This window comes from Streptomyces sp. NPDC053048 (genome assembly GCF_044547045.1).
In the GTDB taxonomy this organism is placed as follows: domain Bacteria; phylum Actinomycetota; class Actinomycetes; order Streptomycetales; family Streptomycetaceae; genus Streptomyces.
Genome location: NZ_JBITZS010000011.1, coordinates 53,332 through 77,832, shown reverse-complemented (window position 1 = coordinate 77,832; position 24,501 = coordinate 53,332). Strand labels below are relative to the sequence as shown.

Genomic DNA, 24,501 nt, shown 5'->3' with positions numbered 1-24,501 from the left:
TTCGGGACCGAACGGTGACATTCGCGAGGTCAGCGTTGTCGGTGACGTGTGGTTATCTATCGACAATGCGCGGGGTGCCGCGCTCGGGGGCGCCGCGTGGCCGCGGGCCGTGCGAGGGGAGAAGAACCGTTTTGAAGGTGCAGCCGATACCCGGGGGCCGGGGTCGCCGTACCGGGCTGTCCGCCCTGCTGCTCACAGGCGTGCTGACGCTGGTCACCGCCTGCGGCGGAGGCGGCTCGGACGACAAGGGCAAGGGCGGCGAGAAGGTCGCCAAGGGTCCTTCGGAAGCCGTGGTGAACATCGCGCCCACCGATGGCGCCAAGGACGTGGCCACCAGCGGCGCGCTCAAGGTGACGGCCGACAAGGGCAGCCTGACGTCCGTCAAGGTGGCCGACGCCAAGGGCAGGACGATCGACGGCAAGATAACCGACGGTGGCGCGGCCTGGGAGCCGTCCAGCCACCTCGCGGCCTCCACGAAGTACACCGTGGACGCGATCGCCAAGGACAAGAAGAACCGGCCGTCCGCGAAGCACGCGGCGTTCACCACCCTCACCCCGCAGAACACGTTCGTCGGCTACTTCACGCCGGAGGACGGCAGCACCGTCGGCGTGGGAATGCCGGTATCGATCAATTTCAGCCGGGGCATCACCAACCCCAAGGCCGTCGAGCGGGCCATCAAGGTGACCGCCGAGCCGTCGGTTCCGGTCAAGGCGCACTGGTTCGGCAACGACCGCATCGACATCCGCCCCGAGAAGTACTGGGCGGCCGGCACCAAGGTGACGGTCGACCTCAACCTCGACGGCGTCCAGGGCCGTGAGGGCGTCTACGGCTCGCAGAACAAGACCCTGAAGTTCACGATCGGCCGCAGCCAGGTCAGCACGGTCGACGCCAAGTCCCACCAGATGACGGTCGAGCGGGACGGCAAGGTCGTCAGGACCATCCCGATATCCGCCGGCTCCCCCGCCAGCCCCACCTACAACGGCCAGATGGTCATCAGCGAGAAGCACGACGTGACGCGCATGAACGGCGCCACCGTCGGCTTCACCAAGGCCGACGGCAAGGGCGAGTACGACATCCCGGACGTGCCGCACGCGATGCGCCTGTCCACCTCCGGCACCTTCCTGCACGGCAACTACTGGTCCGGCTCCTCGACCTTCGGCTCGGAGAACGCCAGCCACGGTTGCGTGGGCCTGGAGGACCAGCGCGGCGGCGGCGACCCGAACACCCCGGCGGCCTGGTTCTACAACAACTCGCTCATCGGTGACGTCGTGGTCGTCAAGAACTCCGATGACAAAACGATTAAGCCGGAGAACGGCCTCAACGGCTGGAACATGCCGTGGTCGGAGTGGGGCAAGAGCAGCCCCCAGGAGGGCTGACGGCCCGTCCTCCCGCCTCGCGGCCCGGTGCTCCCGTGATACGAGCGCACCGGGCCGCTTCTCGTTAACCGGGACTAACCTGGTGCCATGACTGTGCATCTTGAGGTAGCCGAGGGCGTCGGTACCGTCCGGCTGGACCGACCGCCGATGAACGCGCTGGACATCGCCACCCAGGACCGGCTCCGCGAGCTCGCCGACGAGCTGACCCGCCGCGAGGACGTGCGCGCCGTCCTCATCTGGGGCGGGGAGAAGGTGTTCGCGGCCGGCGCGGACATCAAGGAGATGCAGCACATGGACCACGCGGCCATGGTCGCGCGGTCGCGCGGGCTCCAGGACTCCTTCACCGCCGTCGCCCGCATCCCCAAGCCCGTGGTCGCGGCCGTCACCGGCTACGCGCTCGGCGGCGGCTGCGAGCTCGCGCTGTGCGCCGACTTCCGGATCGCCGCCGACACCGCCAAGCTCGGCCAGCCCGAGATCCTGCTGGGGCTCATCCCGGGCGCCGGCGGCACCCAGCGGCTGGCCCGGCTCGTCGGCCCGTCCAAGGCCAAGGACCTCATCTTCACGGGCCGTCAGGTCAAGGCCGACGAGGCGCTGGCGATGGGCCTGGTGGACCGGGTCGTCCCCGCGGCCGAGGTGCACGCGGAGGCGCACGCCTGGGCGGCCAGGCTGGCCGCGGGCCCCGCCATCGCGCTGCGCGCGGCCAAGGAGGCGGTGGACGCGGGCCTGGAGACCGACATCGACACCGGGCTCGCCATCGAGCGCAACTGGTTCGCGGGGCTGTTCGCCACCGAGGACCGTGAGATTGGTATGCGTAGCTTTGTCGAGGATGGCCCTGGCAAGGCCAAGTTCGTCTGATCTGCTGGCGGTTGGGGGATTACGCCCGGAGGCGTGGATTCCGGAGCGTGCCTCTTGTGGGGGAATTCCTCGGCGGGCGACCCGTCCCGGATGCGGCCTTCCTCCACCCGTTCGAGGATCTTTTCCCTGCCCCGGGTCGCCGCAGGTCAGTCCGGCTTTGCCGATTGGCCTGCGGCCTCTGGCATATGTCGGGCGGCGTCGACGGAACCTTATGCTCCGCTGAACCGAATCCCTCCGTTCCACTCCCAGCCGCCCCGCGGACGGTCATGATGGGGGCATGGCGGGCCTGGAGGGAACGGAGCAGCCACGGCAACGGGTCGGGACGGCCCCTGCGCGGTGGACCCCGACGGTTGAGGACGAACTGGCGCTCAAGGCGTTCGATCTGTTCGGCGACCCGACGCTCGGCGAGGTCCGGCTGCCCTCCCGTCCCGAGTCCGCCGTGGCCGCGCGGCGGCTGACCCAGTCGGTCGTCCTGCGCCACTGGGGGCTGCCGGCCCAGGTGACCGAGCACGCGGTCCTGCTGGTCTCCGAGCTCGTGGGCAACGCGGTCCGGCACACCGGGGCCCGCTACTTCGGGCTGCGGATGCTGCGTCGGCGCGGGTGGCTGCGCATAGAGGTGCGCGACCCCTCGCGCGGGCTGCCGTGCCTGCTGCCGGTGCGCGAGACGGACATCAGCGGGCGGGGCCTGTTCCTGGTGGACAAGCTCTCGGACCGCTGGGGGGTGGACCTGCTGGCGCGGGGCAAGACCACGTGGTTCGAGATGCGCGTGGTCGACCGCTGAGGAGCGGTAAGAGGAGTCGGGAAAACGAAGAGACCCCCATCCGGCGTCATGCGACGGAGCGGGGGTCTCTTCGTGGCCGCGGACGAATTGGGGTGTGTTCCGCGGCGAAATGACGACCTGGCCCGGGTCAATGGGGGTCGTTGGCGTCGACTATGACATGCGGTGTGTTCAAGAACCAAAACGAGACCTCGCCAATCCAAGGTGAGGTGTACCACGGGCCTTGAAATCCATGTATAAACCAGCGGTATCTCTTATCTTTATGCCTGTCAGTAGAAGACCTTGCGATGGCGGCCGGGTATCGGTGTCATGTCCTGGACGCAACCTCCCCCGCCGAGGGCCCCGGGAGTACCCATGGAACGACTCCGCTACCCGCCCACCCACTGGATCCCGGCCAACGCCGCCAACTACACGGTCTCCACCCGCCCCAGCGCCCACCCCGTCGAATTCGTCGTCGTCCACGTGACCCAGGAGACCTTCCCCGACGCCCGGAGGATCTTCCAGAATCCGCGGTCGAAGGTGTCGGCGCATTACATGGTGGCCTCCGCCGACGGTTACATCGGGCAGTTCGTCAGGGAGAAGGACATCGCCTGGCACGCCGGGAACTGGCGGTACAACACCCGCAGCATCGGCATCGAGCACGAGGGCTGGATCGACCGCCCCGAGTACTTCACGGACGCCCTCTACCGGGCCTCCGCGAGGCTGACGGCGGCCGTCTGCGACCGCTACGGCATTCCCGTGACCCGCGGGCGCATCATCGGCCACAGCGAAGTGCCCGGAGCCACCCACACGGACCCCGGCCCGCACTGGGACTGGGACCGTTATCTGGACCTGGTGACAGGCAGTTAATCTGTGCCGGTCCCACCAGCATTCAAGGGGAGGCCCACATGGCTGACATCGAGGCAGCACGCACCGCTTTCGACCGGTTCGACGTCGACGGCGACGGTTTCATCACCGCCGCCGAGTACAAGAGCGTCATGGCGCAGCTCGGCGACCACAACGTCACCGAGACGGTGGCCCAGGCCATCATCAACCAGAAGGACGGCAACGACGACGGCGTCCTGTCCTTCGACGAGTTCTGGGCCTCCCTGAACCGCTGATCCGGCCCGACCACGGACCGGCCGTGTTACGCGCCAGGGCCCCGGGTCAGCGCCAGCCCCTGCGCTGCGCGCCGGCCCGGCGCCGGCGGTCGTTGCACAGCAGGCACCGGCCCCACCCCGGCGGCAGCGGATCGTTCTTGTCCCCGTACAGCGGATCCACCGGCCCCCGGGGGTGCTCAGAGCAGCCCGTGGCCCCTATGCCCGCGCCCAGCGCGTTGGCCGCCGTCAGGGCCCGCCGCAGCGCGTCCACGAGCTGGTCGGCCTCATGGGCGGCGGGCGCGGCGTCGAGGGAGAAGGCGATGTCCGAGGCGGTGGTGAGCGCGCTCTGGAGTTCGCGCAGGTCTGCGTAACTCATGCCCGTGAGCCTACGGGCCACCACTGACAACGGTACGGTCGCGGTCATGCCCGAGACCGAGTACCAGCCCGAGTACCTCGTGGTGGTGACCACGACCGACAGCCACGACCGCGCCCTGCGCCTCGCCACGACCGCCGTCGAGGCCCGCCTCGCCGCCTGCGCCCAGATCGAGGGGCCGATCACCAGCGTCTACCGCTGGGAGGGGGCGGTGGAGACCGCCCGGGAATGGCGGGTGGTCTACAAGACCGCGGGCGACCGCTACGCGGCCCTGGAGGCCCACATCAGGGACGAGCACGACTACGACGTGCCCGAGGTCGTCGCGACCCCTGTCACGGCCGGCAGCGCCGCCTACCTCGCATGGACGCGCGAGCAGACGCGCGGCTGACGAACAGCCGCTGACGAACGACGGAGGGCGGGCCGGTGGAACCGGCCCGCCCTCCGCTTCACATCCGGCGGATCAGCACTCGATGACGTTCACGGCGAGGCCGCCGCGCGCCGTCTCCTTGTACTTGACCTTCATGTCGGCGCCCGTCTCCTTCATGGTCTTGATGACCTTGTCGAGGGAGACGTGGTGGCGGCCGTCGCCGCGCAGGGCCATGCGGGCGGCGGTGACGGCCTTGGCCGCGGCCATGCCGTTGCGCTCGATGCACGGGATCTGCACCAGACCGCCGACCGGGTCGCAGGTCAGGCCCAGGTTGTGCTCCATGCCGATCTCGGCGGCGTTCTCGACCTGCTCCGGGCTGCCGCCCAGGACCTCGGCCAGACCACCGGAGGCCATCGAGCAGGCGGAGCCGACCTCGCCCTGGCAGCCGACCTCGGCGCCCGAGATCGAGGCGTTCTCCTTGAAGAGCATGCCGATAGCGCCCGCGGCGAGCAGGAAGCGCACGATGCCGTCCTCGTCCGCACCCGGGACGAAGTTCATGTAGTAGTGCAGAACGGCCGGGATGATGCCCGCGGCGCCGTTGGTGGGGGCGGTGACGACCCGGCCGCCGGCCGCGTTCTCCTCGTTGACGGCCATGGCGTAGACCGTGATCCACTCCATCGCGCGGGCCTGCGGGTCGCCCTCGGCGCGCAGCTGGCGCGCCGTGCCGGCGGCACGCCGGCGGACCTTGAGGCCGCCGGGCAGGATGCCCTCGCGGGACATGCCGCGCGAGACACAGGCCTGCATCACGCGCCAGATCTCCAGCAGACCCTCGCGGATCTCCTGCTCCGTGCGCCAGGCCTTCTCGTTCTCCATCATCATCGCGGAGATCGACAGACCCGACTCGCGGGACATCCGCAGCAGCTCGTCACCGGTGCGGAAGGGGTACTTCAGCACGGTGTCGTCCAGCACGATCCGGTCCGCGCCGACCGCGTCCTCGTCGACGACGAAGCCGCCGCCGACCGAGTAGTAGGTCTTCTCCAGCAGGGGCGCGCCCGTCTCGTCGTAGGCGAAGAGGGTCATGCCGTTGGCGTGGTACGGCAGGGCGCGGCGGCGGTGCAGGATCAGCTGGCTCGACTCGTCGAAGTCGATCTCGTGGTCCGAGCCGATCTCCGCGCCGAGCAGCCGCAGCCGCTTGGTGGTGCGGATCCGCTCGACCTCGTCGTCGGCGATCTCGACGTCGACGGTGCGGGGCGAGTGGCCCTCGAGGCCCAGCAGGACGGCCTTGGGCGTGCCGTGGCCGTGGCCGGTGGCGCCGAGGGAGCCGTAGAGCTCCGCCCGGACGGAGGCGGTCTGCGCGAGCAGGCCGTCCTTCTTCAGGCGGCCCACGAACATCCGGGCGGCGCGCATCGGGCCGACCGTGTGGGAGCTGGACGGGCCTATGCCGATCGAGAAGAGATCGAAAACGGAGATGGCCACGGTGGCAGCTCCTCGTTGAGTCGGGGGTGGTACGGGGTGGTGCGCGATGAAGCGGAATGCCGCATTCATCTCTCAGTGTGCGGGATGGGTGCCGCTTCCCGCGGTGGCGGGGGTCACGCCGGGGCTCACGGCCGGCTGTGGGCCCCGGTCGCGGTGCGGGGCACCGGCCCACTCTCGAGTGTGCCCGGTGCCCCGTACCGACCGGTTAATCCCGCGCTTCGGTACTACTTCAGCCCGGGGTACAGCGGGTGCTTGTCCGCGAGCGCCGTGACGCGGCCGCGCAGGGCCGCCGCGTCGAAGCCCGGCTTCAGCGCCTCGGCGATGATGTCGGCGACCTCACGGAAGTCCTCCGCCCGGAAGCCGCGCGTGGCCAGCGCCGGGGTGCCGATCCGCAGGCCCGAGGTGACCATCGGGGGCCGCGGGTCGTTCGGGATGGCGTTGCGGTTGACCGTGATGCCCACCTCGTGGAGGCGGTCCTCGGCCTGCTGGCCGTCCAGCTCGGAGTTGCGCAGGTCCACCAGGACCAGGTGCACGTCCGTGCCGCCGGACAGGACGGAGACGCCCACCTCGGCGACGTCCGGCTGCACCAGGCGCTCTGCCAGGATCTTCGCGCCCTCCAGCGTACGCTGCTGGCGCTCCTTGAACTCCTCGCTGGCCGCGACCTTGAACGAGACGGCCTTCGCGGCGATCACGTGCTCCAGCGGACCACCCTGCTGACCGGGGAAGACAGCGGAGTTGATCTTCTTGGCCAGCTCGGCCGTGGAGAGGATCACACCACCGCGCGGACCGCCGAGGGTCTTGTGGGTGGTGGTGGTCACGACGTGCGCGTGCGGCACCGGGGAGGGGTGCAGCCCGGCGGCGACGAGGCCCGCGAAGTGGGCCATGTCGACCATCAGGTACGCGCCGACCTCGTCGGCGATCCGGCGGAAGGCCGCGAAGTCCAGCTGGCGCGGGTAGGCCGACCAGCCGGCGACGATCAGCTTCGGGCGGTGCTCCTTGGCGAGGCGCTCGACCTCGTCCATGTCGACCAGGTTGGTCTGCTCGTCGACGTGGTAGGCGACCACGTTGTAGAGCTTGCCGGAGAAGTTGATCTTCATGCCGTGGGTCAGGTGCCCGCCGTGGGCGAGGTTCAGACCCAGGATGGTGTCGCCGGGGTTGAGCAGGGCGAACATCGCGGCGGCGTTGGCCTGGGCGCCGGAGTGCGGCTGCACATTGGCGTGCTCGGCACCGAAGAGCGCCTTGATGCGGTCGATCGCGATCTGCTCGACGACGTCGACGTGCTCGCAGCCGCCGTAGTAGCGGCGGCCCGGGTAGCCCTCGGCGTACTTGTTGGTGAGGACCGAGCCCTGGGCCTCCATGACCGCGACCGGAGCGAAGTTCTCCGAGGCGATCATCTCGAGGGTGGACTGCTGGCGGTGGAGTTCGGCGTCGACTGCGGCGGCGACGTCGGGGTCGAGCTCATGGAGGGAGCTGTTCAGAAGCGACATGAGTTCTTCCTGGACTTCCTGGCGGGAGGAGAGGGGCGGGTTCAGCCTGCGGTGAAGCCGTCGTACTCGGCGGCGGAGAGGAGCTCCGCCGGCTCGTCCGTGATCTTCACCTTGAACAGCCAGCCGCCCTCGAAGGGGGCGGAATTCACCAGCGAGGGGTCGTCCGTGACGTCCTGGTTGGCCGCGACGACCTCGCCGGTCACCGGGGAGTACAGGTCGCTGACCGACTTGGTCGACTCCAGCTCGCCACAGGTCTCGCCCGCGGTGACCGTGTCACCGACCGCCGGGAGCTGTGCGTAGACGACGTCACCGAGCGCGTTGGCCGCGAACTCGGTGATGCCGACCGTCGCCACGCCGTTCTCGTCGGCGGCCGACAGCCACTCGTGCTCCTTGCTGTAGCGAAGGTGCTGGGGGTTGCTCATGGCTAGATTCTCCTGTACGCGCGTGAGTGGTCGTGCAAGGGGTCTTGACAGATGAGATGAGGGGGGCTCAGCGGGTCCGCTTGTAGAACGGGAGGGCGACGACCTCGTACGGCTCGTGGCTGCCGCGAATGTCCACGCATACCCCTTCCGTCCCCGGAGCGGCGTGCGCCGCGTCGACGTAGGCGATGGCGATCGGCTTGCCGAGGGTGGGGGAGGGGGCGCCCGAGGTGACCTCGCCGACGACCGTGCCGCCGGCCGTGACCGGGTACCCGGCGCGCGGCACGCGCCGACCGGTGGCGACGAGCCCGACCAGCTTGCGCGGCGGCGCGCTCTCGGCACGCTCGGCGGCGGCCTCCAGCGCCGCGCGGCCCACGAAGTCACCCTCCTTGTCGAACTTCACGACGCGGCCCAGACCGGCGTCGAACGGAGTGGTGCCGGTGGTGAGCTCGTGCCCGTACAGCGGCATGCCCGCCTCCAGGCGCAGCGTGTCGCGGCAGGACAGCCCGCAGGGCACCAGACCGGCGTCCGCGCCGGCCTCCGTCAGGGCCTGCCACAGCTTCTCCGCGTCGCCGGGCGCGACGAACAGCTCGAAGCCGTCCTCGCCGGTGTAGCCGGTACGGGCGATCAGCGCGGGGACGCCGGCGACGGTGCCCGGCAGACCGGCGTAGTACTTCAGCCCGTCCAGATCGGCGTCCGTCACGGACTTCAGGATGCCGGGGGAGGCGGGGCCCTGGACGGCGATCAGCGCGTAGTTCTCGCGGTCGTCGCGCACGACGGTCTCGAAGCCGGCCGCGCGCTCGGTGAGCGCGTCCAGCACCACCTGGGCGTTGGAGGCGTTGGCGACGACCATGTACTCGTCCTCGCCGAGCCGGTAGACGATCAGGTCGTCCAGGATGCCGCCCCCGGCCTCGCAGATCATGGTGTAGCGGGCGCGGCCGACGGCGAGCGCCGAGAGGTTGCCGACGAGGGCGTGGTCCAGGGCCTGACCGGCCTGGGGGCCGGTGAGGGTGATCTCGCCCATGTGGGACAGGTCGAAGAGGCCGGCGCGGGTGCGGACGGCGAGGTGCTCGTCGCGCTCGCTGCCGTAGCGCAGGGGCATGTCCCAGCCCGCGAAGTCGGTCATGGTGGCCCCGAGGGCGCGGTGCAGCGCGTCGAGGGCGGTACGGCGGGGGGCGGTCGTCATGGTCAGGCTCCCGGGCAGTTCAGTCGCGGAGGAATGCCTAAAAGGCGGCCTCCCCATCTGTCATCGGAACCTGAGAGGTTCACCGAGACCCCCGCCAGGGCGGTCTCGGCTTGCACCTTGGGTGGGACCCACGGCGGGGCCCGCTTTTCAGATCTGCCTCACCCGCGCGGTACGGGGCCTGAGAGATTCAAGGGAGGAACTTGCTCCTTCGGCGCCCGGCGCACACGGTGCGTGTGCGGACCGGGACTCTCCCGCGCGGATTCGAGCGGCCGGTATGCAGTTGGTCTTGCGGTGCTGCGGGGTGCTGCTGGCGCGCACATCATTGCACGTACGGGCGTACGAGGGACTGCCCACGGGGGCATGAATTGGATTACCTTTCCTTTACGTTCCGTGGGTAGGGGCCAGTGAACGGACGGGGGAGGGAAGGCGATCACAGTGCGTACGCGTACGGACGTGCCGGGGGTGCCGTCGGCACCGGAGGAGCGGGCCGGGGGCGTGCGGGACCTGCGCGGCGGTCGCGGGACCCCCGAGCTGCGCTACCCGCGCGGGGACCTCCTGGTGGTCTCCGGGCTGCCGGGCAGCGGCAAGTCCACGCTGATGCGGCGCGTGGTGGCCACCACGGACGGCCGGGGCGCGCCCGTACACCGCGTGGACTCCCAGGACGCCCGCGAGCGCCTGGAGCGCCGCCTGCCCCGCCGCGTCCCGTACGCGGTGTACCGCCCCTTCGCGCGCCTCGCCCACTATGCCGCCCTGGGCCGGGCGCTGCGCTCGGACGCGAGTGTCGTGGTGCACGACTGCGGGCAGCGCAGCGTGGTGCGGCGCTGGCTGGCGCGGGAGGCGAGGCGGCGGGGTGGGGCGGTGCATGTGGTGCTTCTTGCTGTGGACCCGGCCGTGGCCCTTGCCGGGCAGGCCGCGCGCGGACGCGGGGTCACCGCGTACGCCTTCACCGGGCATCTGCGGGCGATGACGCGGTTGGAACGGGATGCGGTGGCCGGCCGTCTGCCGGTGGGGGTGGCGTCGGTGACGATCCTGGACCGCCGGGCTGCGGATGCCTTGCGGGTGATCGGTTTCGGGTAGCGGGGGTACGGGTTCGGCTGCGGGCCGGTGGTCGGTTTGTGCCCACCCTCCCCCAGCTACCGCTGGGAGGTGCCCCCAGCCCTGCGGAACGATTGCCCACAAACCGGCGGGTGGGCGGGGTGACCGCCGGCCCACCGGCGGCCGGCACCCGGCGGCGGAGGTGACTGCCCCTAACCCGGCGGGACCCGCAGTCGGCGAACCGGCGGGAGGGGCCGGGGCGGGCTGGGGTGGGTCCTGGCAGGGGCGTAAGGGTTATTTGCGGCGACCTGCCGGGTGAGCTCAACGCGTGACCCGGGGCCGTAAATAATCCAGCCCCAGAAGGGCCCGCCCCAGACCGACCCGGCCCCGCCCCACAACGCACCCGCACCCGCACCCCACGAGCCCAGGCGCAGCCGTTAGGGTGCGGGGACATGACCGCCCCCGAACCCCCCGCCTGGCCCGCCAACGAACTCGAGCACGTGCTGGCCGCCTCCCTCGGAGCCCCCGGCGCCGGCCCCCGCATCGTCGACGTGCTCGGCCGCAGCAGCGTGTGGATCCCGCTCCCCAACGGCGGCGGCCCGGACAGCCCCGCCCTCGACCTGCCCACGCTCGAGCTCGACGGCGCCGCCTACGTCCCGGTCTTCAGCTCGCACGAGGAGTTCCTGCGCGTCATGGGCGAGCAGGTGCCGTTCGCGGTGGCCCCCGCCGTCGAGTTCGCCCGCGGCCTGCCCCCGCAGGTCGGCATCGCGGTCAACCCCGAGGGCACCGTCGCGGTGCCCCTGCCGCCGCCCGCCGTCGCCGGCCTGTGCCGGGCCGGGCGGACCGCCCTGGACGGCGAGGCCACCGGCGGCCGGGTGCGGCTCTTCGAGCCGGACTGGCAGGAGGAGCCGACCGCCTTCCTGGCCGCCGCCGGAGTGGAGTTCGCCGCGGACGGGCAGTCGGTGCGCACGGCCCGCCGCGCTCTCGCCAGCGTCGAGGGCGCCGCCCCCGCGCTGTTCGTCGGCGTCGAGCTCGACCTGCCCGACCCGGCCCGCCGCGCCGCCACCCTGGAGGCCCTCGGCCGAGCGCTCGGCAAGGCGCCCGTGACCTGGCCCGTTCAACTGGTGTTCCTCGATGTCGCACAGGATCCGGTGGCCGACTGGATGCGTGACCGGGTGCGCCCGTTCTACGACCGTGACCTGTGACAGCGGCGACAGCTCTCATGCCCGGCGTCCCGGGCTCGTAAGCTGGTTGGATGACCGTACGGGGTGACGGCACCCGTAAGGCGGCCGAGAGAAGAGGCGGACCCAGGTGAGCGCGGGCGCGGAGAGCGGCGTGGAGCAGGTGCTGCGCCAGGTGGCGCCCGGCCGGTACGACACCTACGAGGCGTTGCTGCGCGAGCTCGCCGAGGGCCGGGTGTGGATGCTGCTGTGGCACGGGCAGCCGGGCTCGCCCGACGCGCAGTACGGGAACATGCAGGTCGACGGGCTCGGCTACGCGCCGTGTGTGACCTCCGCTCAGGAGCTCGCCGTCAGCGGGTGGAACCGCGCCCACGAGGTGGTCACCGGCCGGGCCGTCGCCGCCTCCCTGTACCCCGACCGCTGGGGCCTGTGGCTCAACCCGCACGCGCCCGGCGGCGGCGTCGGCATCCCCTGGGCGGACCTGCGCCGGATCACCGCCGGCCTGGACCGGCTGCCCGCCGGCCCGCTGCGGCTGAGCGAACCGGCCGTGGACATCCCGCAGTTCTACGCCCTGCTCGGGCAGAACGCCCACCGCACCCCCGTGGTCCGGGCGCTGCGCCGCGCCTGGGTGCAGCCCGCGCTGGGCACGCCGTACCTGGCGATCGGCCTCGACCTGTACGACACGTCCCCGGCGGCCGTGGAGTCGGTACGGCTGATGATGCAGCAGTCGGTCGGGGTGGTGCCGGAGGGGCTGCCGGTGTCGACGGTGTCGATGTCGGACGAGTACGACCCCGTCGCGATGTGGATGCGGGCCAACGCCCGCCCGTTCTTCGACCGTGACGCCTACGGGGGCGCCTCGCCCGCGCCGACGGGCGGCTACGGCTATCCGCCGCAGCAGGGCTGGCAGGCGGGGGCGTACTGACGGTCGTCCTGACGACTGTTCCGACGACTGTTCCGGCGGCCGCTCCGGCGGCTGTTCCGGCCGACAGGGCGTCACGTTCCGCGCGCTCCCTCGCCGCTGGCGGGGCGCCGCCGTCCGCATAACGGAACCCTCCTACCCACATCACGGTTGCGCATACATTGCCGACGATGTCTGGCGGGTGATCGCCGTCACATTGAAGACTCCCGCCAACAAGGACGTCGGGCCCGCCGGGACGGCCGAAGATCCTGTTGCGCACGGCTCGCTCCGCGTGAACGCCGAGAGGGGTCCACCCGAGATGACGGCACCACCGCACGATCCGGGCACGGCCACCGCCGTCGATGTCGCTGTCGCCGTGCCGGGCAAGGCCATCGAGGGGCGTTCCCCCTGGCGCATCGCCTGGGTCCGGCTCAAACGCGACAAGGTGGCGCTCGCCGGCGGGGTCGTCGTGCTGCTGCTCGTCCTCGTCGCGGTCTTCGCCCCGCTCATCGTGGGCCTGCTCGGCCACCCGCCGAACGAGTTCCACGAGGAGGAGATCGACCCCTTCTTCAGCACCCCCAAGGGCGCCTGGGGCGGCATCAGCTCCGACTTCCTCCTCGGCGTCGAGCCGGGCAACGGCCGTGACGTCTTCAGCCGCGTCGTGTACGGGGCCCGGATCTCCCTGCTGGTGGCCTTCCTCTCGGCGGTCGTCGCCGTGGTCATCGGCACGGCGCTCGGGATCGTCGCCGGCTACTTCGGCGGCTGGATCGACGCCGTCGTCAGCCGTGTCATGGACCTGCTGCTCGCCTTCCCCCAGCTGCTGTTCATCATCGCGCTGGTGTCGGTGGTGCCCAACTCGCTGTGGGGGCTGCATGGTTCGGGCGTGCGGATGGCCGTGCTGATCTCCGTGATCGGCTTCTTCGGCTGGCCGTACGTGGGGCGCATCGTGCGCGGCCAGACGCTCTCGCTCAGGGAACGGGAGTACGTGGAGGCCGCGCGCAGCCTGGGCGCGGGCCGCGGCTACATCCTCTTCCGCGAGCTGCTGCCCAATCTGGTCGCCCCGATCACCGTGTACACCACCTTGATGATCCCCACCAATGTGCTCACCGAGGCCGCGCTGAGCTTCCTCGGCGCGGGCGTCAAGCCGCCGACGGCCTCCTGGGGGCAGATGCTCTCCAAGGCCGTCAACACCTACGAGGCCGACCCGATGTTCATGATCATCCCGGGTGTGGCCATCTTCGTCACCGTCCTGGCGTTCAACCTCTTCGGCGACGGCGTGCGCGACGCGCTGGACCCGAAGGGCTCGCGCTAGCGCCGGCCGCACCACCGACCGTTTTCCCCAGTCGTCCGGCAGTCCAGGGGCGGCGACAACCACGGAGGTCGCGACATCTTGGCAACGCAGAGAACTTCGAGGCGCAGGCTGGCCGCGGGGGCGGCCCTCGTGGTCGCGGCCCTGGTCGGCACCACCGCGTGCGGCGGTGGCGGCGGCAAGGACGGCGGGAAGGGCGGCGGCAGGGCCGCGGGCTTCAACGCCGGCATCGACAAGGTGGCCAGCCCCTCCGACAAGAAGGGCGGCGAGCTGAAGTTCATCGGCACGCAGGACGCCGACTCCTGGGACCCGCAGCGCGGCTACTACGGCTTCATGTGGGACTTCGCCCGCTTCTACACCCGCACCCTGCTCACCCCCAAGCCCGTCCCCGGCAAGGACAGCCGCAACGTCGTGCCCGACATGGCCACCGACACCGGCAAGGTCTCGGCCGACAAGAAGACCTACACCTTCACCCTGCGCGATGGCCTGACCTGGGAGGACGGACAGCCCGTCACCGCACAGCACATCAAGTACGGCATCGAGCGCAGCTGGGCCCAGGACAAGATCTCCGGCGGCCCGCTGTGGCTGGTGCAGACTCTCGATCCCGGTAAGGAGTACAAGGGCCCATACAAGGACCAGAGCAAGGACAAGCTCGGCCTGAAGGCCATCGAGACGCCCGACGAGAAGACCATCGTCTTCAAGCTGCCCAAGCCCAACGGCGACTTCCCGCAGATGCTGGCGATGCCCGCCGCCGCGCCCGTGCGCCCGGACAAGGACACCGCCGAGAAGTACGGGCAGAAACCATTCTCCAATGGGCCGTACCGCTGGGTGTCGTACACCCCCAACAAGGGCCTGCAGCTGGTCCGCAACGAGAAGTGGAAGCGGGAGTCCGACAGCGTCCGCAAGGCGCTGCCCGACAAGATCTCGCTCAAGCTCACCACCAACGCGGACGACATGGACAACCGCCTGATCGCCGGCGACTACGACGTCGACATCAACGCCACCGGCATGGGAGCGGCCGGCCGCCAGAAGGCCCTGCAGTCGGCGAAGGCCAACGTCGACAACCCGCAGACCGGCTTCATCCGCTACGCGGTCTTCCCCAAGGCCGTGGCGCCCTTCGACAACGAGCACTGCCGCAAGGCCGTCATCCACGCGGCCGACCACGTCTCCCTGCAGACCGCCCGCGGCGGGCCCGACGCGGGCGGCGACATCGCCACCAGCATGCTCCCGCCGGCCGTCGAGGGCCACGACCCCGGCTACGACCCGTTCCGGCTCAAGCAGGGCAAGCCCGACGAGGCCAAGGCCAAGGAGGAGCTGAAGGCCTGCGGCAAGCCGGACGGCTTCAAGACCACCATCGCCGTCCGCAACAACAAGGCGGCGGAGGTCGCGACCGCCGAGTCGCTGCAGGCGGCGCTGAAGAAGGTCGGCATCGAGGCCCAGATCGACCAGTACGACGGCGCCCAGTCCGCCGGCATCATCGGCGCACCCAAGAACGTCCGCGCCAAGGGCTACGGCATCATCATCATGGGCTGGGGCGCCGACTTCCCCAGCGGCCAGGGCTTCCTGCAGCCGCTGACGGACGGCCGGTTCATCCTCGACAGTGGCAACAACAACTACGCCGAGATCAGCGACCCCGAGATCAACAAGCTCTTCGACCAGGGCATCGCGGAGACCGACCGGATCAAGGCCGGAAAGATCTTCCAGCAGGCCAACAAGAAGGTCACCGACGGCGGCTGGTACCTGCCCTTCGTCTTCGAGAAGAACATCATCTGGCGCAGCTCCCGGCTGACCAACGTCTACACCACCGACGCCTACAACGGCCGCTACGACTACGCCTCGCTGGGCGTCGCCAGGTGACCGACCGTCCGCTCCGCCGGCGCACCCGCCGCCAGGCCCCGAAGGGCAGGTGAGGGCCGCGGGCGGCGGCCCCGGGACCGTCACCGGCTCCCGGGGCCGCCGCCGGGCCGATCCCCGTGTTCGCATACATCGTCAGGCGGCTGTTCGCCGTCATCGTGATGCTGCTCGTGGTCACGCTGGTGACCTTCGGCATCTTCTTCGCGATCCCGAAGCTCACCGGGGCCGACCCCGCCCTGCTGTACGTGGGCAAGCAGGCCGACCCGGAGACCATCGAGGGCATCCGGCAGAAGCTCGGGCTCGGTGACCCCATCATCGTCCAATTCTGGAACTTCGTCACCGCCGTGCCCTTCGGGCGCGACTACACCGGCGGCGGCACCACCGTGCACTGCGACGCCCCCTGCTTCGGCTACTCCTTCCGCACCGAGCAGGACATCTGGCCGGTGCTCCAGGAACGGCTGCCGGTGACGCTCTCGCTCGCCGCCGGCGCGTGCGTGCTGTGGCTGCTGGGCGGAGTGATCACCGGTGTGGTCTCGGCGCTCAAGCGCGGCAGCCTGTGGGACCGCGCGGCCATGACCATCGCGCTGGGCGGCGTCTCGCTGCCCATCTACTTCACCGGCCTGGTCTCCCTCGCGGTCTTCTCCTACGGACTGGGCTGGCTGGACGGCGAGTACGTCGACTTCGCCGAGAGCCCGGCGGACTGGTTCGGCGGCCTGATCCTGCCGTGGGTCACCCTCGCCTTCCTCTACGCCGCCATGTACGCCCGCCTCACCCGGGCCACCATGCTGGAGATCCTCGGCGAGGACTACATCCGCACCGCCCGCGCCAAGGGCCTGCGGGAGCCGGTCGTCATCGGCAAGCACGCCATGCGCTCCACCATGACGCCCGTCCTGACCATCCTCGGCATGGACCTCGGCGCCCTCGTCGGCGGCGCGATCCTCACCGAGACCACCTTCAATCTGCCCGGCCTCGGCCAGGCCGCCGTCAAGGCGATCAGCGACCGCGACCTGCCGCTGATCCTGGGCGTGACGCTCATCGCCGCCGCCGCGGTCGTCCTCGCCAACCTCGTGGTGGACCTCCTGTACGCCGTGATCGACCCCCGAGTGAGGCTCTCGTGACGACCGAACCGGCCCCCGGGCACCCCCCGACCGCGTTCCTCGAGGTGCGCGACCTGCGCATCCACTTCCCCACCGACGACGGCCTGGTCAAGTCCGTCGACGGCCTGTCCTTCCGGCTCGACAAGGGCCGCACCCTGGGCATCGTCGGCGAGTCCGGTTCCGGCAAGTCCGTGACGTCGCTGGGCATCATGGGCCTGCACACCGTCGGCCAGTACGGGCGCGGCAAGGCGAGGATCACCGGCGAGATCTGGCTGGACGGCCAGGAGCTGATGAGCGCCGACCCCGACGAGGTGCGCCGACTGCGCGGCCGCGAGATGGCGATGATCTTCCAGGACCCGTTGTCGGCCATGCACCCCTACTTCACCGTCGGCGCCCAGATCGTCGAGGCGTACCGCGTCCACCACGACGTCGACAAGAAGACGGCCCGCAGGCGCGCCGTGGAACTGCTGGACCGCGTCGGCATCCCGCAGCCCGACCGGCGCGTCGACGACTTCCCCCACCAGTTCTCCGGCGGCATGCGCCAGCGCGCGATGATCGCGATGGCGCTGGTCAACAACCCCGAGCTGCTCATCGCGGACGAGCCCACCACCGCCCTCGACGTCACCGTGCAGGCGCAGATCCTCGACCTCATCCGCGACCTGCAGAAGGAGTTCGGCTCCGCCGTCATCGTCATCACCCACGACCTGGGCGTCGTCGCCGAACTCGCCGACGACATCCTGGTGATGTACGGCGGACGCTGCGTCGAGCGCGGCCCCGCCGAGAAGGTCTTCCACACCCCGCAGCACCCCTACACCTGGGGCCTGCTGGGCTCGATGCCGCGCATCGACCGCGAACAGACCGAGCGGCTGATCCCCGTCAAGGGAGCGCCGCCCAGCCTGATCAACGTGCCCTCCGGCTGCGCCTTCAACCCCCGCTGCCCGTACGCCGACCTGCCCGCCGGCGGCGTCACCCGCACCGAGCGCCCCGAACTGCGCCCGGTGCCCGGCTCGGAGCGGCACCACTCCGCCTGCCACCTGCCGCACCGGGAACGCGAGCGGATCTGGGCCGAAGAGATCGCCCCGAAACTGTGAAGGCGCCGAAACCGTGAAGGACGAGGGAGCCGTGAAGAACGAATCCGTGCCGCTGCTCAAGGTCGAGGGCCTGGTCAAGCACTTCCCCATCACCAAGGGGGTGCTGCGCCGCCAGGTGGGCGCGGTGCAGGCGGTGGACGGCGTCGGCTTCGACGTCCGCCCGGGGGAGACCCTGGGCGTGGTGGGCGAGTCCGGCTGCGGCAAGTCGACGATGGGCCGGCTGATCACCCGGCTGCTCGAACCCACCGCGGGGCGCGTAGAGTTCGAGGGCGAGGACATCACCCACCTCGGCGTGGCCGCCATGCGACCGCTGCGCCGCGACGTGCAGATGATCTTCCAGGACCCGTACTCCTCGCTCAATCCCCGGCACACCGTCGGCACGATCGTCGGCGCGCCCTTCCGGCTCCAGGGCATCACGCTCGAGGGCGGGGTGAAGAAGGAGGTCCAGGGGCTGCTGGAGCTGGTGGGCCTCAACCCCGAGCACTACAACCGCTATCCGCACGAGTTCTCGGGCGGCCAGCGCCAGCGCATCGGCATCGCCCGCGCCCTCGCGCTCAAGCCCAAGCTGGTGGTCGCCGACGAGCCGGTCTCCGCGCTGGACGTCTCCATCCAGGCCCAGGTGGTCAACCTGCTGGACGACCTGCAGGAAGAGCTGGGGCTGACGTACGTCATCATCGCCCACGACCTGTCGGTCATCCGGCACGTCTCGGACCGCATCGCGGTGATGTACCTCGGCAAGATCGTCGAACTGGCCGGGCGCACCTCGCTGTACGCCGCGCCCCTGCACCCTTACACCAAGGCCCTGTTGTCCGCCGTGCCGGTGCCGGACCCCAGACGGCGGGGGAGGCGGGAGAGGATCCTGCTCAAGGGCGACGTGCCGTCGCCGATCGCGCCGCCGTCCGGGTGCCGCTTCCACACCCGGTGCTGGAAGGCGACCGAGGTCTGCTCGACGCAGGAGCCGCCGCTGCTGCCGCTGAGCCCCGGCCACCAGGTGGCCTGCCATCACCCGGAGACGCCGTCCGGCTCCGCAGCGCGAGGTGCGGTCACCTGAGAGTCATGCCAAGCTGAGTGCGGTGTGAGCACGTAGGCAGAGGGGAGGGTGCGGAGTCGGCGAGGCCGCCGCATGCGGGCTCGCGTGGTCGAAGGGACGGCTCATGGCACTCTCCCACTCGATACGCCGGCGTTTCCTGCTCGGGCATTACCTCCGCGGGCATTCCATACGCCGGCATTCCATACGCCAGTACTCCCTACGACGGCGCTCCCTGCGCAGGCTCTCCCCCCGCCGGCGCCGACCGGCCCGGCTCCTCGCCCTCGCCACGGCGGCCGCGTCCGCCTGTGCGATGTCGGCGGGCCCCGCCGCGGCGCGGCCCCTGGCCCCCGGCACCCCGGGCATCGGCGACACCTACTTCCCCAACCTGGGCAACGGCGGCTTCGACGTCCGCCACTACGACCTCGACGTCCGCTACACCCCGGACAGCGGCCGCCTCGACGGGCACACGACGATCACCGCGCGCGCCACCCGCGGCCTGACCTCGTTCCACCTGGACCTGCAACAGCTCGACGTCCGCTCGGTCGAGGTGAACGGCCTGCCCGCCGGCTTCACCCGCAACGGTCCCGAGCTCAGGATCCGCCCGATGCTCCCGCTGCCCAAAGGCCACACCTTCACCACGACCGTCACCTACGGCGGCATACCCCAGCCGCTCGGCGGGCCCATCGTCTTCGGCTCCAAGTACGGCTGGATGAAGACCGCGGACGGCGTCTTCGTGGCCTGCGAACCCAACGCGGCCTCCACCTGGTTCCCCTCCAGCGACCACCCCTCCGACAAGGCCACCTTCGACATCCGCATCAGGGCCCCCAAGGGCCTGACCGCCGTCTCCAACGGCCGGCTGCTCGCCACCCACGAGCGGGGCGCGACCACCGTTCACCACTGGCGCGAGTCCAAGCCCATGGCCCCCTACCTCGCCACCGCCACCATCGGGAAGTTCGACGTCAAACGGGGCACCACCCCCGGCGGCGTCCCCGTCTACGTGGCCACCGACCCCGCGCTGCCCGCCTCGAACCTCGACTTCTACGCCCTGACCGCCGAGGCCACCGACCACTGGGTGAAGGTGTTCGGCCCGTACCCCTTCGAGGAGACCGGCGCCATCGTCGACGACATGCCGGAGGCCGGCTTCTCGCTCGAGACGCAGACCAAGCCCGTCTACTCGGGCGTACGGGACGAGTCCACGGTCGTCCACGAGGTCGCCCACCAGTGGTTCGGCGACTCGGTCTCGGTCGAGCGCTGGAAGGACATCTGGCTCAACGAGGGCTTCGCCACCTACGCGGAGTGGCTGTGGGCCGAGCACAAGGGCCGCAAGAGCAGCCACCAGTCCTTCCTGGAGGCGTACAACGAGCGGCCGCCCACCGATCCGTTCTGGCAGGTGAACATCGCCGACCCGCAGCGGGACACCATGCTCTCCAGGGCCGTCTACTTCCGGGGCGCCATGGCCCTGCAGATGCTGCGCGAGCGCATCGGCGACAAGGCCTTCTTCCGGCTGCTGCCCCGGTGGACCAAGCTGCACCGGCACGGCAACGTGCGCACCGCGCAGTTCATCGGCCTGGCCGAGGCCGTCTCCGGCAAGGACCTGGGCAACCTCTTCGACACCTGGCTCTCCAGCCCCGGCAGGCCCCCGCTGCCCACCGACAAGCCGACGTCGCCCGCCGCCCGGCCCGCGGTGCCCTCGGCCACACCGGCCGCACCGCCCGTGGCCAAGCCCGCGCCACGGCCCGCGCCACCCGTGGCCAAGCCGGCGCCGCCGGTGCTCAAGCCCGCCCCGCCGGTGCTCAAGCCCGCCCCGCCGCTGGTGAAACCCCTGGTGCCGCTGGTCAAGCCCCTGGTGCCGCCGGGCAGGCCCGTCCCGCCGCTGTCCCGGCCGGGCCGGCCCTGACGGCCGTGACGGTCCGGGTCGGCTTGTCAGGGACACCCTCCGCGACGAGTAAGAATGTCGCGTGCTCTCCGATCTGTTCAGCCCCTCCGTCCAGCACTCGCTCGACCTCGCCGGGATCTTCGTTTTCGCCATCTCGGGCGCGCTGCTCGCCGTCCGCAAGAACTTCGACGTCTTCGGCATGGCGGTGCTGGCGGAGGTCACGGCCCTGGGCGGCGGACTGCTGCGGGACCTGATCATCGGAGCGGTGCCGCCCGCCGCCTTCACCGACCTCGGGTACTTCCTCACCCCGCTGGTCGCCACGGCGATCGTCTTCTTCCTGCACCCCGAGGTGGAGCGGATCACCAAGGCGGTGAACGTCTTCGACGCCGCCGGCCTCGGCCTCTTCTGCGTCGCGGGCACCGTCAAGGCCTACGGGCACGGGCTCGGCCTGACCTTCGCGGCGACGCTCGGGCTGGCCACGGCGGTCGGCGGCGGCGTGCTGCGCGACATCCTCGCCCACGAGGTGCCCTCGCTGCTGCGCTGGGACCGCGACCTGTACGCCGTGCCGGCCATGGTGGGCTCCACCATGGCCGCGCTGCTGATCCGCTACGACGCGCTCAACGTCTCCACCAGCATGCTCTCGGCCGCCACCGCGTTCGTCCTGCGCCTGCTGGCCATGCACTTCCACTGGCGGGCCCCGCGCGCCTGGCACCGGCGCAGCGCGGCGAGCGAGGATCCCGCCGCCGGATAGCCGTCGGGCGTAACGTTTCCGCCGCGCGGCCCGGCACCAGCGGCGCGGCACCATGGGGCCCCCGCACTCAGCCGGCGTCCCGGCCCAGCCAGGCCGCCAGCTGCCCGTACGCGTCCGCGCCCTGCGGGGCCGGGCGGACGGGCCCGAACGGGACGCCCTCCCCGCGCCGGTCGGCCGGCAGCGTCCGCCGCGCCCATGCGAGGGCGTACTCCGCGAGCTCCTGGTCGAGGGGGAGCGGGTGGCCCAGGGCACGGGAGAGGTCCCAGGTGTGGGTGACGGTCTCCAGCACGCAGCCGGAGGAGAGGTAGTCCCGGCCCGAGAGCTTCCCCCAGGGCAGGGTCAGCCGCGCGTCCAGCGTGGCGTCGTCCGCCCACGCCTTCTCGAACAGCGCCCGCGCCTGTGCGTAGGCGGCCGGCCAGCCGTCGTCCGGCACCGCCGCGGCGGGCTCGATGTCCACGTCCGCCCCGGTCCGGCCGAGCTCGGCCGCCGCCCGCACGCCGCCGACCAGGTGCGCGAGCAGGCCGCGCACGTCGAACTCCGCGCAGGGCGTGGGGTCGTCCAGCCGCCCGGCCGCCACCCGCGCGATGAGCGTGGTCAGCTGGTCGTGGGCGCGGGCGCAGAGGGGGCGGGGGTCGAGGGAGAGGGTGTCCACGGTGCTGCTCCTTGTCCGGAGTGGATCGGTCGGGATGCAGCTTCCCGGCATAAGTTGACACCTGCCGTCAGGTTTTCCGCGCTCTCCCGGCGAGGCCGTCCCCGGCGGCCTTCCCGGCCCGCGGCGGCATTCTTGATCACGTGAAATCCGACCGCCTGCTGTCGATACTCCTGCTGCTCCAGACCCGGGACCGGGTGAGCGCCGCCGAGCTCGCCAAGCGCCTGGAGGTGTCCGTACGCACCATCTACCGCGACGTCGAAGCCCTGTCCGCCTCCGGCGTGCCCGTCTACGCCGAGCGCGGCCGGCACGGCGGCATCGCGCTGCTGCCCGGCTACCGCACGGACGTCACCGGGCTCACCGCCGACGAGGCGCGCGCCCTCTTCGTCCTCGCCGCACAGGGCACGCACTCCGCCCTCGGCCTCGACGGGGCGCTCGGCTCCGCCCTGCGCAAGGTCATGGCCGCGCTGCCCGCCCCGCACCGGCCCGCCGCCGAGGCCACCAGCCGCCGCATCCTCGTCGACCCGGTCCGCTGGATGGCCGGCCCCGGACCGGCTGTCGACCTCGGCGAGCTGCACACCGCCGTCTTCACCGAGCGCCGGCTGCGGCTGCGCTACCGCCACAGCGGCGAGAGCGCGCCCAAGACGTACACCGTCGACCCCTACGGACTCGTCGCCAAGGCCGGCATCTGGTACCTCGTCGCCGACCGGCGGGCCCGGCCGCGGCTCTTCCGCGCCGACCGGGTCGTCGCCGTGACGCCCACCGACGAGACCGTGCGGCGACGGGCGGGAGTGGAACTGGCGGAGGTGTGGGAGGAGCTGCGCCGCGAGGTCGAGCAGCGCCGGGCCGACGTGCTGGTCACCGCGCGGGTGCGGCGCTCGCGCCTGGACATGTTCCTGCGCATCCTCGGCCACCGGCTCACCGGCCCGCCCTGCGACGGCGACCCGGCGACCGTCGAGCTCGCCCTCACCGATGCGCGGGAGGCCCGCTCTGTGCTGTCCTTCGGTCCCGACGTGGAGGTGATCTCGCCGCGGCCCGTGCGCGAGGACCTGGCCCGGATCGCGGCGGCGACCGCGGAACGCTATGCGGACGCCGGTGGTCCAGGGCCTGGAACGGCCGGTACCGGCCCGGCTCAGGGCTCGTAGAATCGTGCCCACCATGGCCTACCTCGACCACGCCGCCACCACCCCGATGCTTCCGGAGGCGGTGCAGGCGATGACCGCCCAGCTGCCCCTCGCCGGAAACGCCTCCTCGCTGCACGCCGCCGGCCGGCGCGCCCGCCGGACCGTCGAGGAGGCGCGCGAGTCGCTCGCCGCCTCGCTCGGCGCGCGCCCCAGCGAGGTGGTCTTCACCGCGGGCGGCACCGAAGCCGACAACCTGGCCGTCAAGGGCCTGTTCTGGGCACGCCGCGCCGCCGACCCGGCCCGTACGCGCGTCCTGGCCAGCCCGGTGGAGCACCACGCGGTGCTCGACGCCGTCGACTGGCTCGCCACCCACGAGGGCGCCACGGTGGAGTACCTGCCGGTGGACTCCTACGGCCGGGTGCACCCCGACGCGCTGCGCGAGGCGATAGCGCGCGAGCCGGGTGACGTCGCGCTGGCCACGGTGATGTGGGCCAACAACGAGATCGGCACGGTCATGCCGGTCGCCGCGCTGGCGGCGGTGGCGGCCGAGTTCGACGTGCCGCTGCACGCCGACGCGGTGCAGGCCTTCGGCCAGCTGGACGTGGACTTCGCCGCGTCGGGGCTGGCCGCCATGACCGTCAGCGGACACAAGATCGGCGGCCCGTACGGCATCGGCGCGCTGCTGCTGGGCCGCCAGTACGCGCCCGTACCGCTGCTGCACGGCGGCGGCCAGGAGCGGCACGTGCGCTCCGGGACGCTGGACGTGCCGGCCGTCGCCGCGTTCGCGGTCGCGGGCACGCTGGCCGCCGAGCGCCGCGAGGGCTTCGCGCGCGAGGTGGGCGCCCTGCGGGACCGGCTGGTGGCAGGCGTACGGGCGGCCGTGCCGGACGCCGTGCTGGGCGGCGACCCGGATCCGGCGGGCCGGCTGCCCGCCAACGCCCACTTCTCCTTCCCCGGCTGCGAGGGCGACTCGCTGCTGCTGCTGCTGGACGCCCAGGGCATCGAGTGCTCGACCGGTTCGGCCTGCACGGCCGGGGTGGCCCAGCCCAGCCACGTCGTCCTGGCCACCGGCACCGACCGCGACCTGGCCCGCGGCACCCTGCGCTTCTCCCTGGGCCACACCTCGACGGAGGCGGACGTCACCGCGCTCGTCGAGGCCATCGGCCCGGTCGTGGAACGGGCCCGGACGGCCGGGCTGAGCTAGCCGGGC

Annotated in this window: 23 protein-coding genes, 1 pseudogene and 1 riboswitch; of the genes and pseudogenes, 18 read left to right on the top strand and 6 right to left on the bottom strand. The window is 71.5% G+C overall.

Annotated features, from left to right (window positions below):
* Positions 1–65: 65 nt before the first annotated feature.
* The 5 genes from ACIG36_RS28035 (at position 66) to ACIG36_RS28015 (ending at position 4,109) form a co-directional block, all read left to right on the top strand.
* Positions 66–1,376, top strand: a complete 1,311-nt coding sequence (locus ACIG36_RS28035; protein ID WP_399933554.1) for an Ig-like domain-containing protein — start codon at positions 66–68, stop codon at positions 1,374–1,376.
* 87 nt (positions 1,377–1,463) lie between these two features.
* Positions 1,464–2,231, top strand: a complete 768-nt coding sequence (locus ACIG36_RS28030) for an enoyl-CoA hydratase/isomerase family protein (protein WP_399933552.1) — start codon at positions 1,464–1,466, stop codon at positions 2,229–2,231.
* A 277-nt stretch (positions 2,232–2,508) separates the two neighbouring features.
* Positions 2,509–3,012 carry an ATP-binding protein gene (locus tag ACIG36_RS28025; RefSeq protein WP_399933550.1) on the top strand — a complete coding sequence of 168 codons (504 nt, stop codon included), beginning with the start codon at positions 2,509–2,511 and terminating at the stop codon, positions 3,010–3,012.
* A gap of 306 nt (positions 3,013–3,318) precedes the next feature.
* Complete coding sequence (locus tag ACIG36_RS28020; RefSeq protein WP_399933548.1) at positions 3,319–3,858, top strand: N-acetylmuramoyl-L-alanine amidase; 540 nt, start codon at positions 3,319–3,321, stop codon at positions 3,856–3,858.
* Positions 3,859–3,896: 38 nt separating this feature from the next.
* Positions 3,897–4,109, top strand: coding sequence for an EF-hand domain-containing protein (locus ACIG36_RS28015; protein ID WP_399933547.1), 213 nt, complete (start codon positions 3,897–3,899; stop codon positions 4,107–4,109).
* A gap of 46 nt (positions 4,110–4,155) precedes the next feature.
* Here ACIG36_RS28015 and ACIG36_RS28010 read toward each other — a convergent pair whose 3' ends face one another.
* Complete coding sequence (locus ACIG36_RS28010) at positions 4,156–4,464, bottom strand: hypothetical protein (protein ID WP_399933544.1); 309 nt, start codon at positions 4,462–4,464, stop codon at positions 4,156–4,158.
* A 46-nt stretch (positions 4,465–4,510) separates the two neighbouring features.
* Between ACIG36_RS28010 and cutA the strand changes: the two genes are divergently transcribed.
* On the top strand, positions 4,511–4,849 hold the full coding sequence (cutA, locus tag ACIG36_RS28005) for a divalent-cation tolerance protein CutA (protein WP_399933542.1): 339 nt from the start codon (positions 4,511–4,513) through the stop codon (positions 4,847–4,849).
* 72 nt (positions 4,850–4,921) lie between these two features.
* Here the strand turns inward: cutA and ACIG36_RS28000 are convergent, their stop codons facing one another.
* The 4 genes from ACIG36_RS28000 to gcvT all read right to left on the bottom strand — a co-directional run bounded on the left by ACIG36_RS28000 (position 4,922) and on the right by gcvT (position 9,396).
* Complete coding sequence (locus tag ACIG36_RS28000) at positions 4,922–6,304, bottom strand: L-serine ammonia-lyase (protein WP_399933539.1); 1,383 nt, start codon at positions 6,302–6,304, stop codon at positions 4,922–4,924.
* Positions 6,305–6,528: 224 nt separating this feature from the next.
* Positions 6,529–7,791 (bottom strand): serine hydroxymethyltransferase, encoded by a 1,263-nt coding sequence (gene glyA, locus ACIG36_RS27995; RefSeq protein WP_399933536.1) that lies wholly within the window; start codon positions 7,789–7,791, stop codon positions 6,529–6,531.
* A 41-nt stretch (positions 7,792–7,832) separates the two neighbouring features.
* The gene (gene gcvH / locus ACIG36_RS27990) at positions 7,833–8,213 is read right to left on the bottom strand and encodes a glycine cleavage system protein GcvH (RefSeq protein ID WP_399933533.1); all 381 of its coding nucleotides are present in this window, start codon (positions 8,211–8,213) and stop codon (positions 7,833–7,835) included.
* A 67-nt stretch (positions 8,214–8,280) separates the two neighbouring features.
* On the bottom strand, positions 8,281–9,396 hold the full coding sequence (gene gcvT / locus ACIG36_RS27985; RefSeq protein ID WP_399933530.1) for a glycine cleavage system aminomethyltransferase GcvT: 1,116 nt from the start codon (positions 9,394–9,396) through the stop codon (positions 8,281–8,283).
* Positions 9,397–9,553: 157 nt separating this feature from the next.
* Positions 9,554–9,660: riboswitch (glycine riboswitch) on the bottom strand.
* Between the two features lie 171 nt (positions 9,661–9,831).
* Here gcvT and ACIG36_RS27980 point away from each other — a divergent pair.
* The 10 genes and pseudogenes from ACIG36_RS27980 (at position 9,832) to ACIG36_RS27935 (ending at position 21,518) form a co-directional block, all read left to right on the top strand.
* A complete protein-coding gene (locus ACIG36_RS27980; RefSeq protein WP_399933527.1) occupies positions 9,832–10,473 on the top strand; it encodes an AAA family ATPase in 642 nt (213 codons plus the stop codon).
* A gap of 410 nt (positions 10,474–10,883) precedes the next feature.
* Positions 10,884–11,636 (top strand): enhanced serine sensitivity protein SseB, encoded by a 753-nt coding sequence (locus tag ACIG36_RS27975; RefSeq protein ID WP_399933524.1) that lies wholly within the window; start codon positions 10,884–10,886, stop codon positions 11,634–11,636.
* A gap of 106 nt (positions 11,637–11,742) precedes the next feature.
* The gene (locus ACIG36_RS27970) at positions 11,743–12,534 is read left to right on the top strand and encodes an enhanced serine sensitivity protein SseB C-terminal domain-containing protein (protein WP_399933521.1); all 792 of its coding nucleotides are present in this window, start codon (positions 11,743–11,745) and stop codon (positions 12,532–12,534) included.
* 295 nt (positions 12,535–12,829) lie between these two features.
* Positions 12,830–13,822, top strand: a complete 993-nt coding sequence (locus ACIG36_RS27965; RefSeq protein ID WP_399933518.1) for an ABC transporter permease — start codon at positions 12,830–12,832, stop codon at positions 13,820–13,822.
* 78 nt (positions 13,823–13,900) lie between these two features.
* On the top strand, positions 13,901–15,676 hold the full coding sequence (locus ACIG36_RS27960) for an ABC transporter substrate-binding protein (protein ID WP_399933515.1): 1,776 nt from the start codon (positions 13,901–13,903) through the stop codon (positions 15,674–15,676).
* Positions 15,677–15,792: 116 nt separating this feature from the next.
* Positions 15,793–16,791 carry an ABC transporter permease gene (locus ACIG36_RS27955; protein WP_399933513.1) on the top strand — a complete coding sequence of 333 codons (999 nt, stop codon included), beginning with the start codon at positions 15,793–15,795 and terminating at the stop codon, positions 16,789–16,791.
* Positions 16,788–17,861: an ABC transporter ATP-binding protein gene (locus ACIG36_RS27950; protein ID WP_399933510.1), complete on the top strand. Its 1,074-nt coding sequence runs from the start codon at positions 16,788–16,790 to the stop codon at positions 17,859–17,861. Before ACIG36_RS27955 ends, ACIG36_RS27950 begins: the two co-directional genes overlap by 4 nt.
* Before the next feature lie 13 nt (positions 17,862–17,874).
* Positions 17,875–18,912, top strand: a complete 1,038-nt coding sequence (locus tag ACIG36_RS27945) for an ABC transporter ATP-binding protein (protein ID WP_399933508.1) — start codon at positions 17,875–17,877, stop codon at positions 18,910–18,912.
* A 289-nt stretch (positions 18,913–19,201) separates the two neighbouring features.
* A pseudogene (locus ACIG36_RS27940) lies at positions 19,202–20,536 on the top strand (M1 family metallopeptidase); the annotation flags it as partial.
* A gap of 313 nt (positions 20,537–20,849) precedes the next feature.
* Positions 20,850–21,518 (top strand): trimeric intracellular cation channel family protein, encoded by a 669-nt coding sequence (locus tag ACIG36_RS27935; protein WP_399933505.1) that lies wholly within the window; start codon positions 20,850–20,852, stop codon positions 21,516–21,518.
* A 67-nt stretch (positions 21,519–21,585) separates the two neighbouring features.
* Here ACIG36_RS27935 and ACIG36_RS27930 read toward each other — a convergent pair whose 3' ends face one another.
* Entirely contained in the window at positions 21,586–22,170 is a 585-nt protein-coding gene (locus tag ACIG36_RS27930; RefSeq protein WP_399933502.1) for a TIGR03086 family metal-binding protein, read from the bottom strand.
* A 140-nt stretch (positions 22,171–22,310) separates the two neighbouring features.
* On the opposite strand from ACIG36_RS27930, the gene ACIG36_RS27925 reads away from it, so the two are divergent.
* Together ACIG36_RS27925 and ACIG36_RS27920 are read left to right on the top strand one after the other, a co-directional pair.
* Positions 22,311–23,312, top strand: a complete 1,002-nt coding sequence (locus tag ACIG36_RS27925) for a helix-turn-helix transcriptional regulator (protein WP_399933499.1) — start codon at positions 22,311–22,313, stop codon at positions 23,310–23,312.
* Between the two features lie 13 nt (positions 23,313–23,325).
* Complete coding sequence (locus ACIG36_RS27920; RefSeq protein WP_399933497.1) at positions 23,326–24,495, top strand: cysteine desulfurase family protein; 1,170 nt, start codon at positions 23,326–23,328, stop codon at positions 24,493–24,495.
* Positions 24,496–24,501 lie beyond the last annotated feature (6 nt).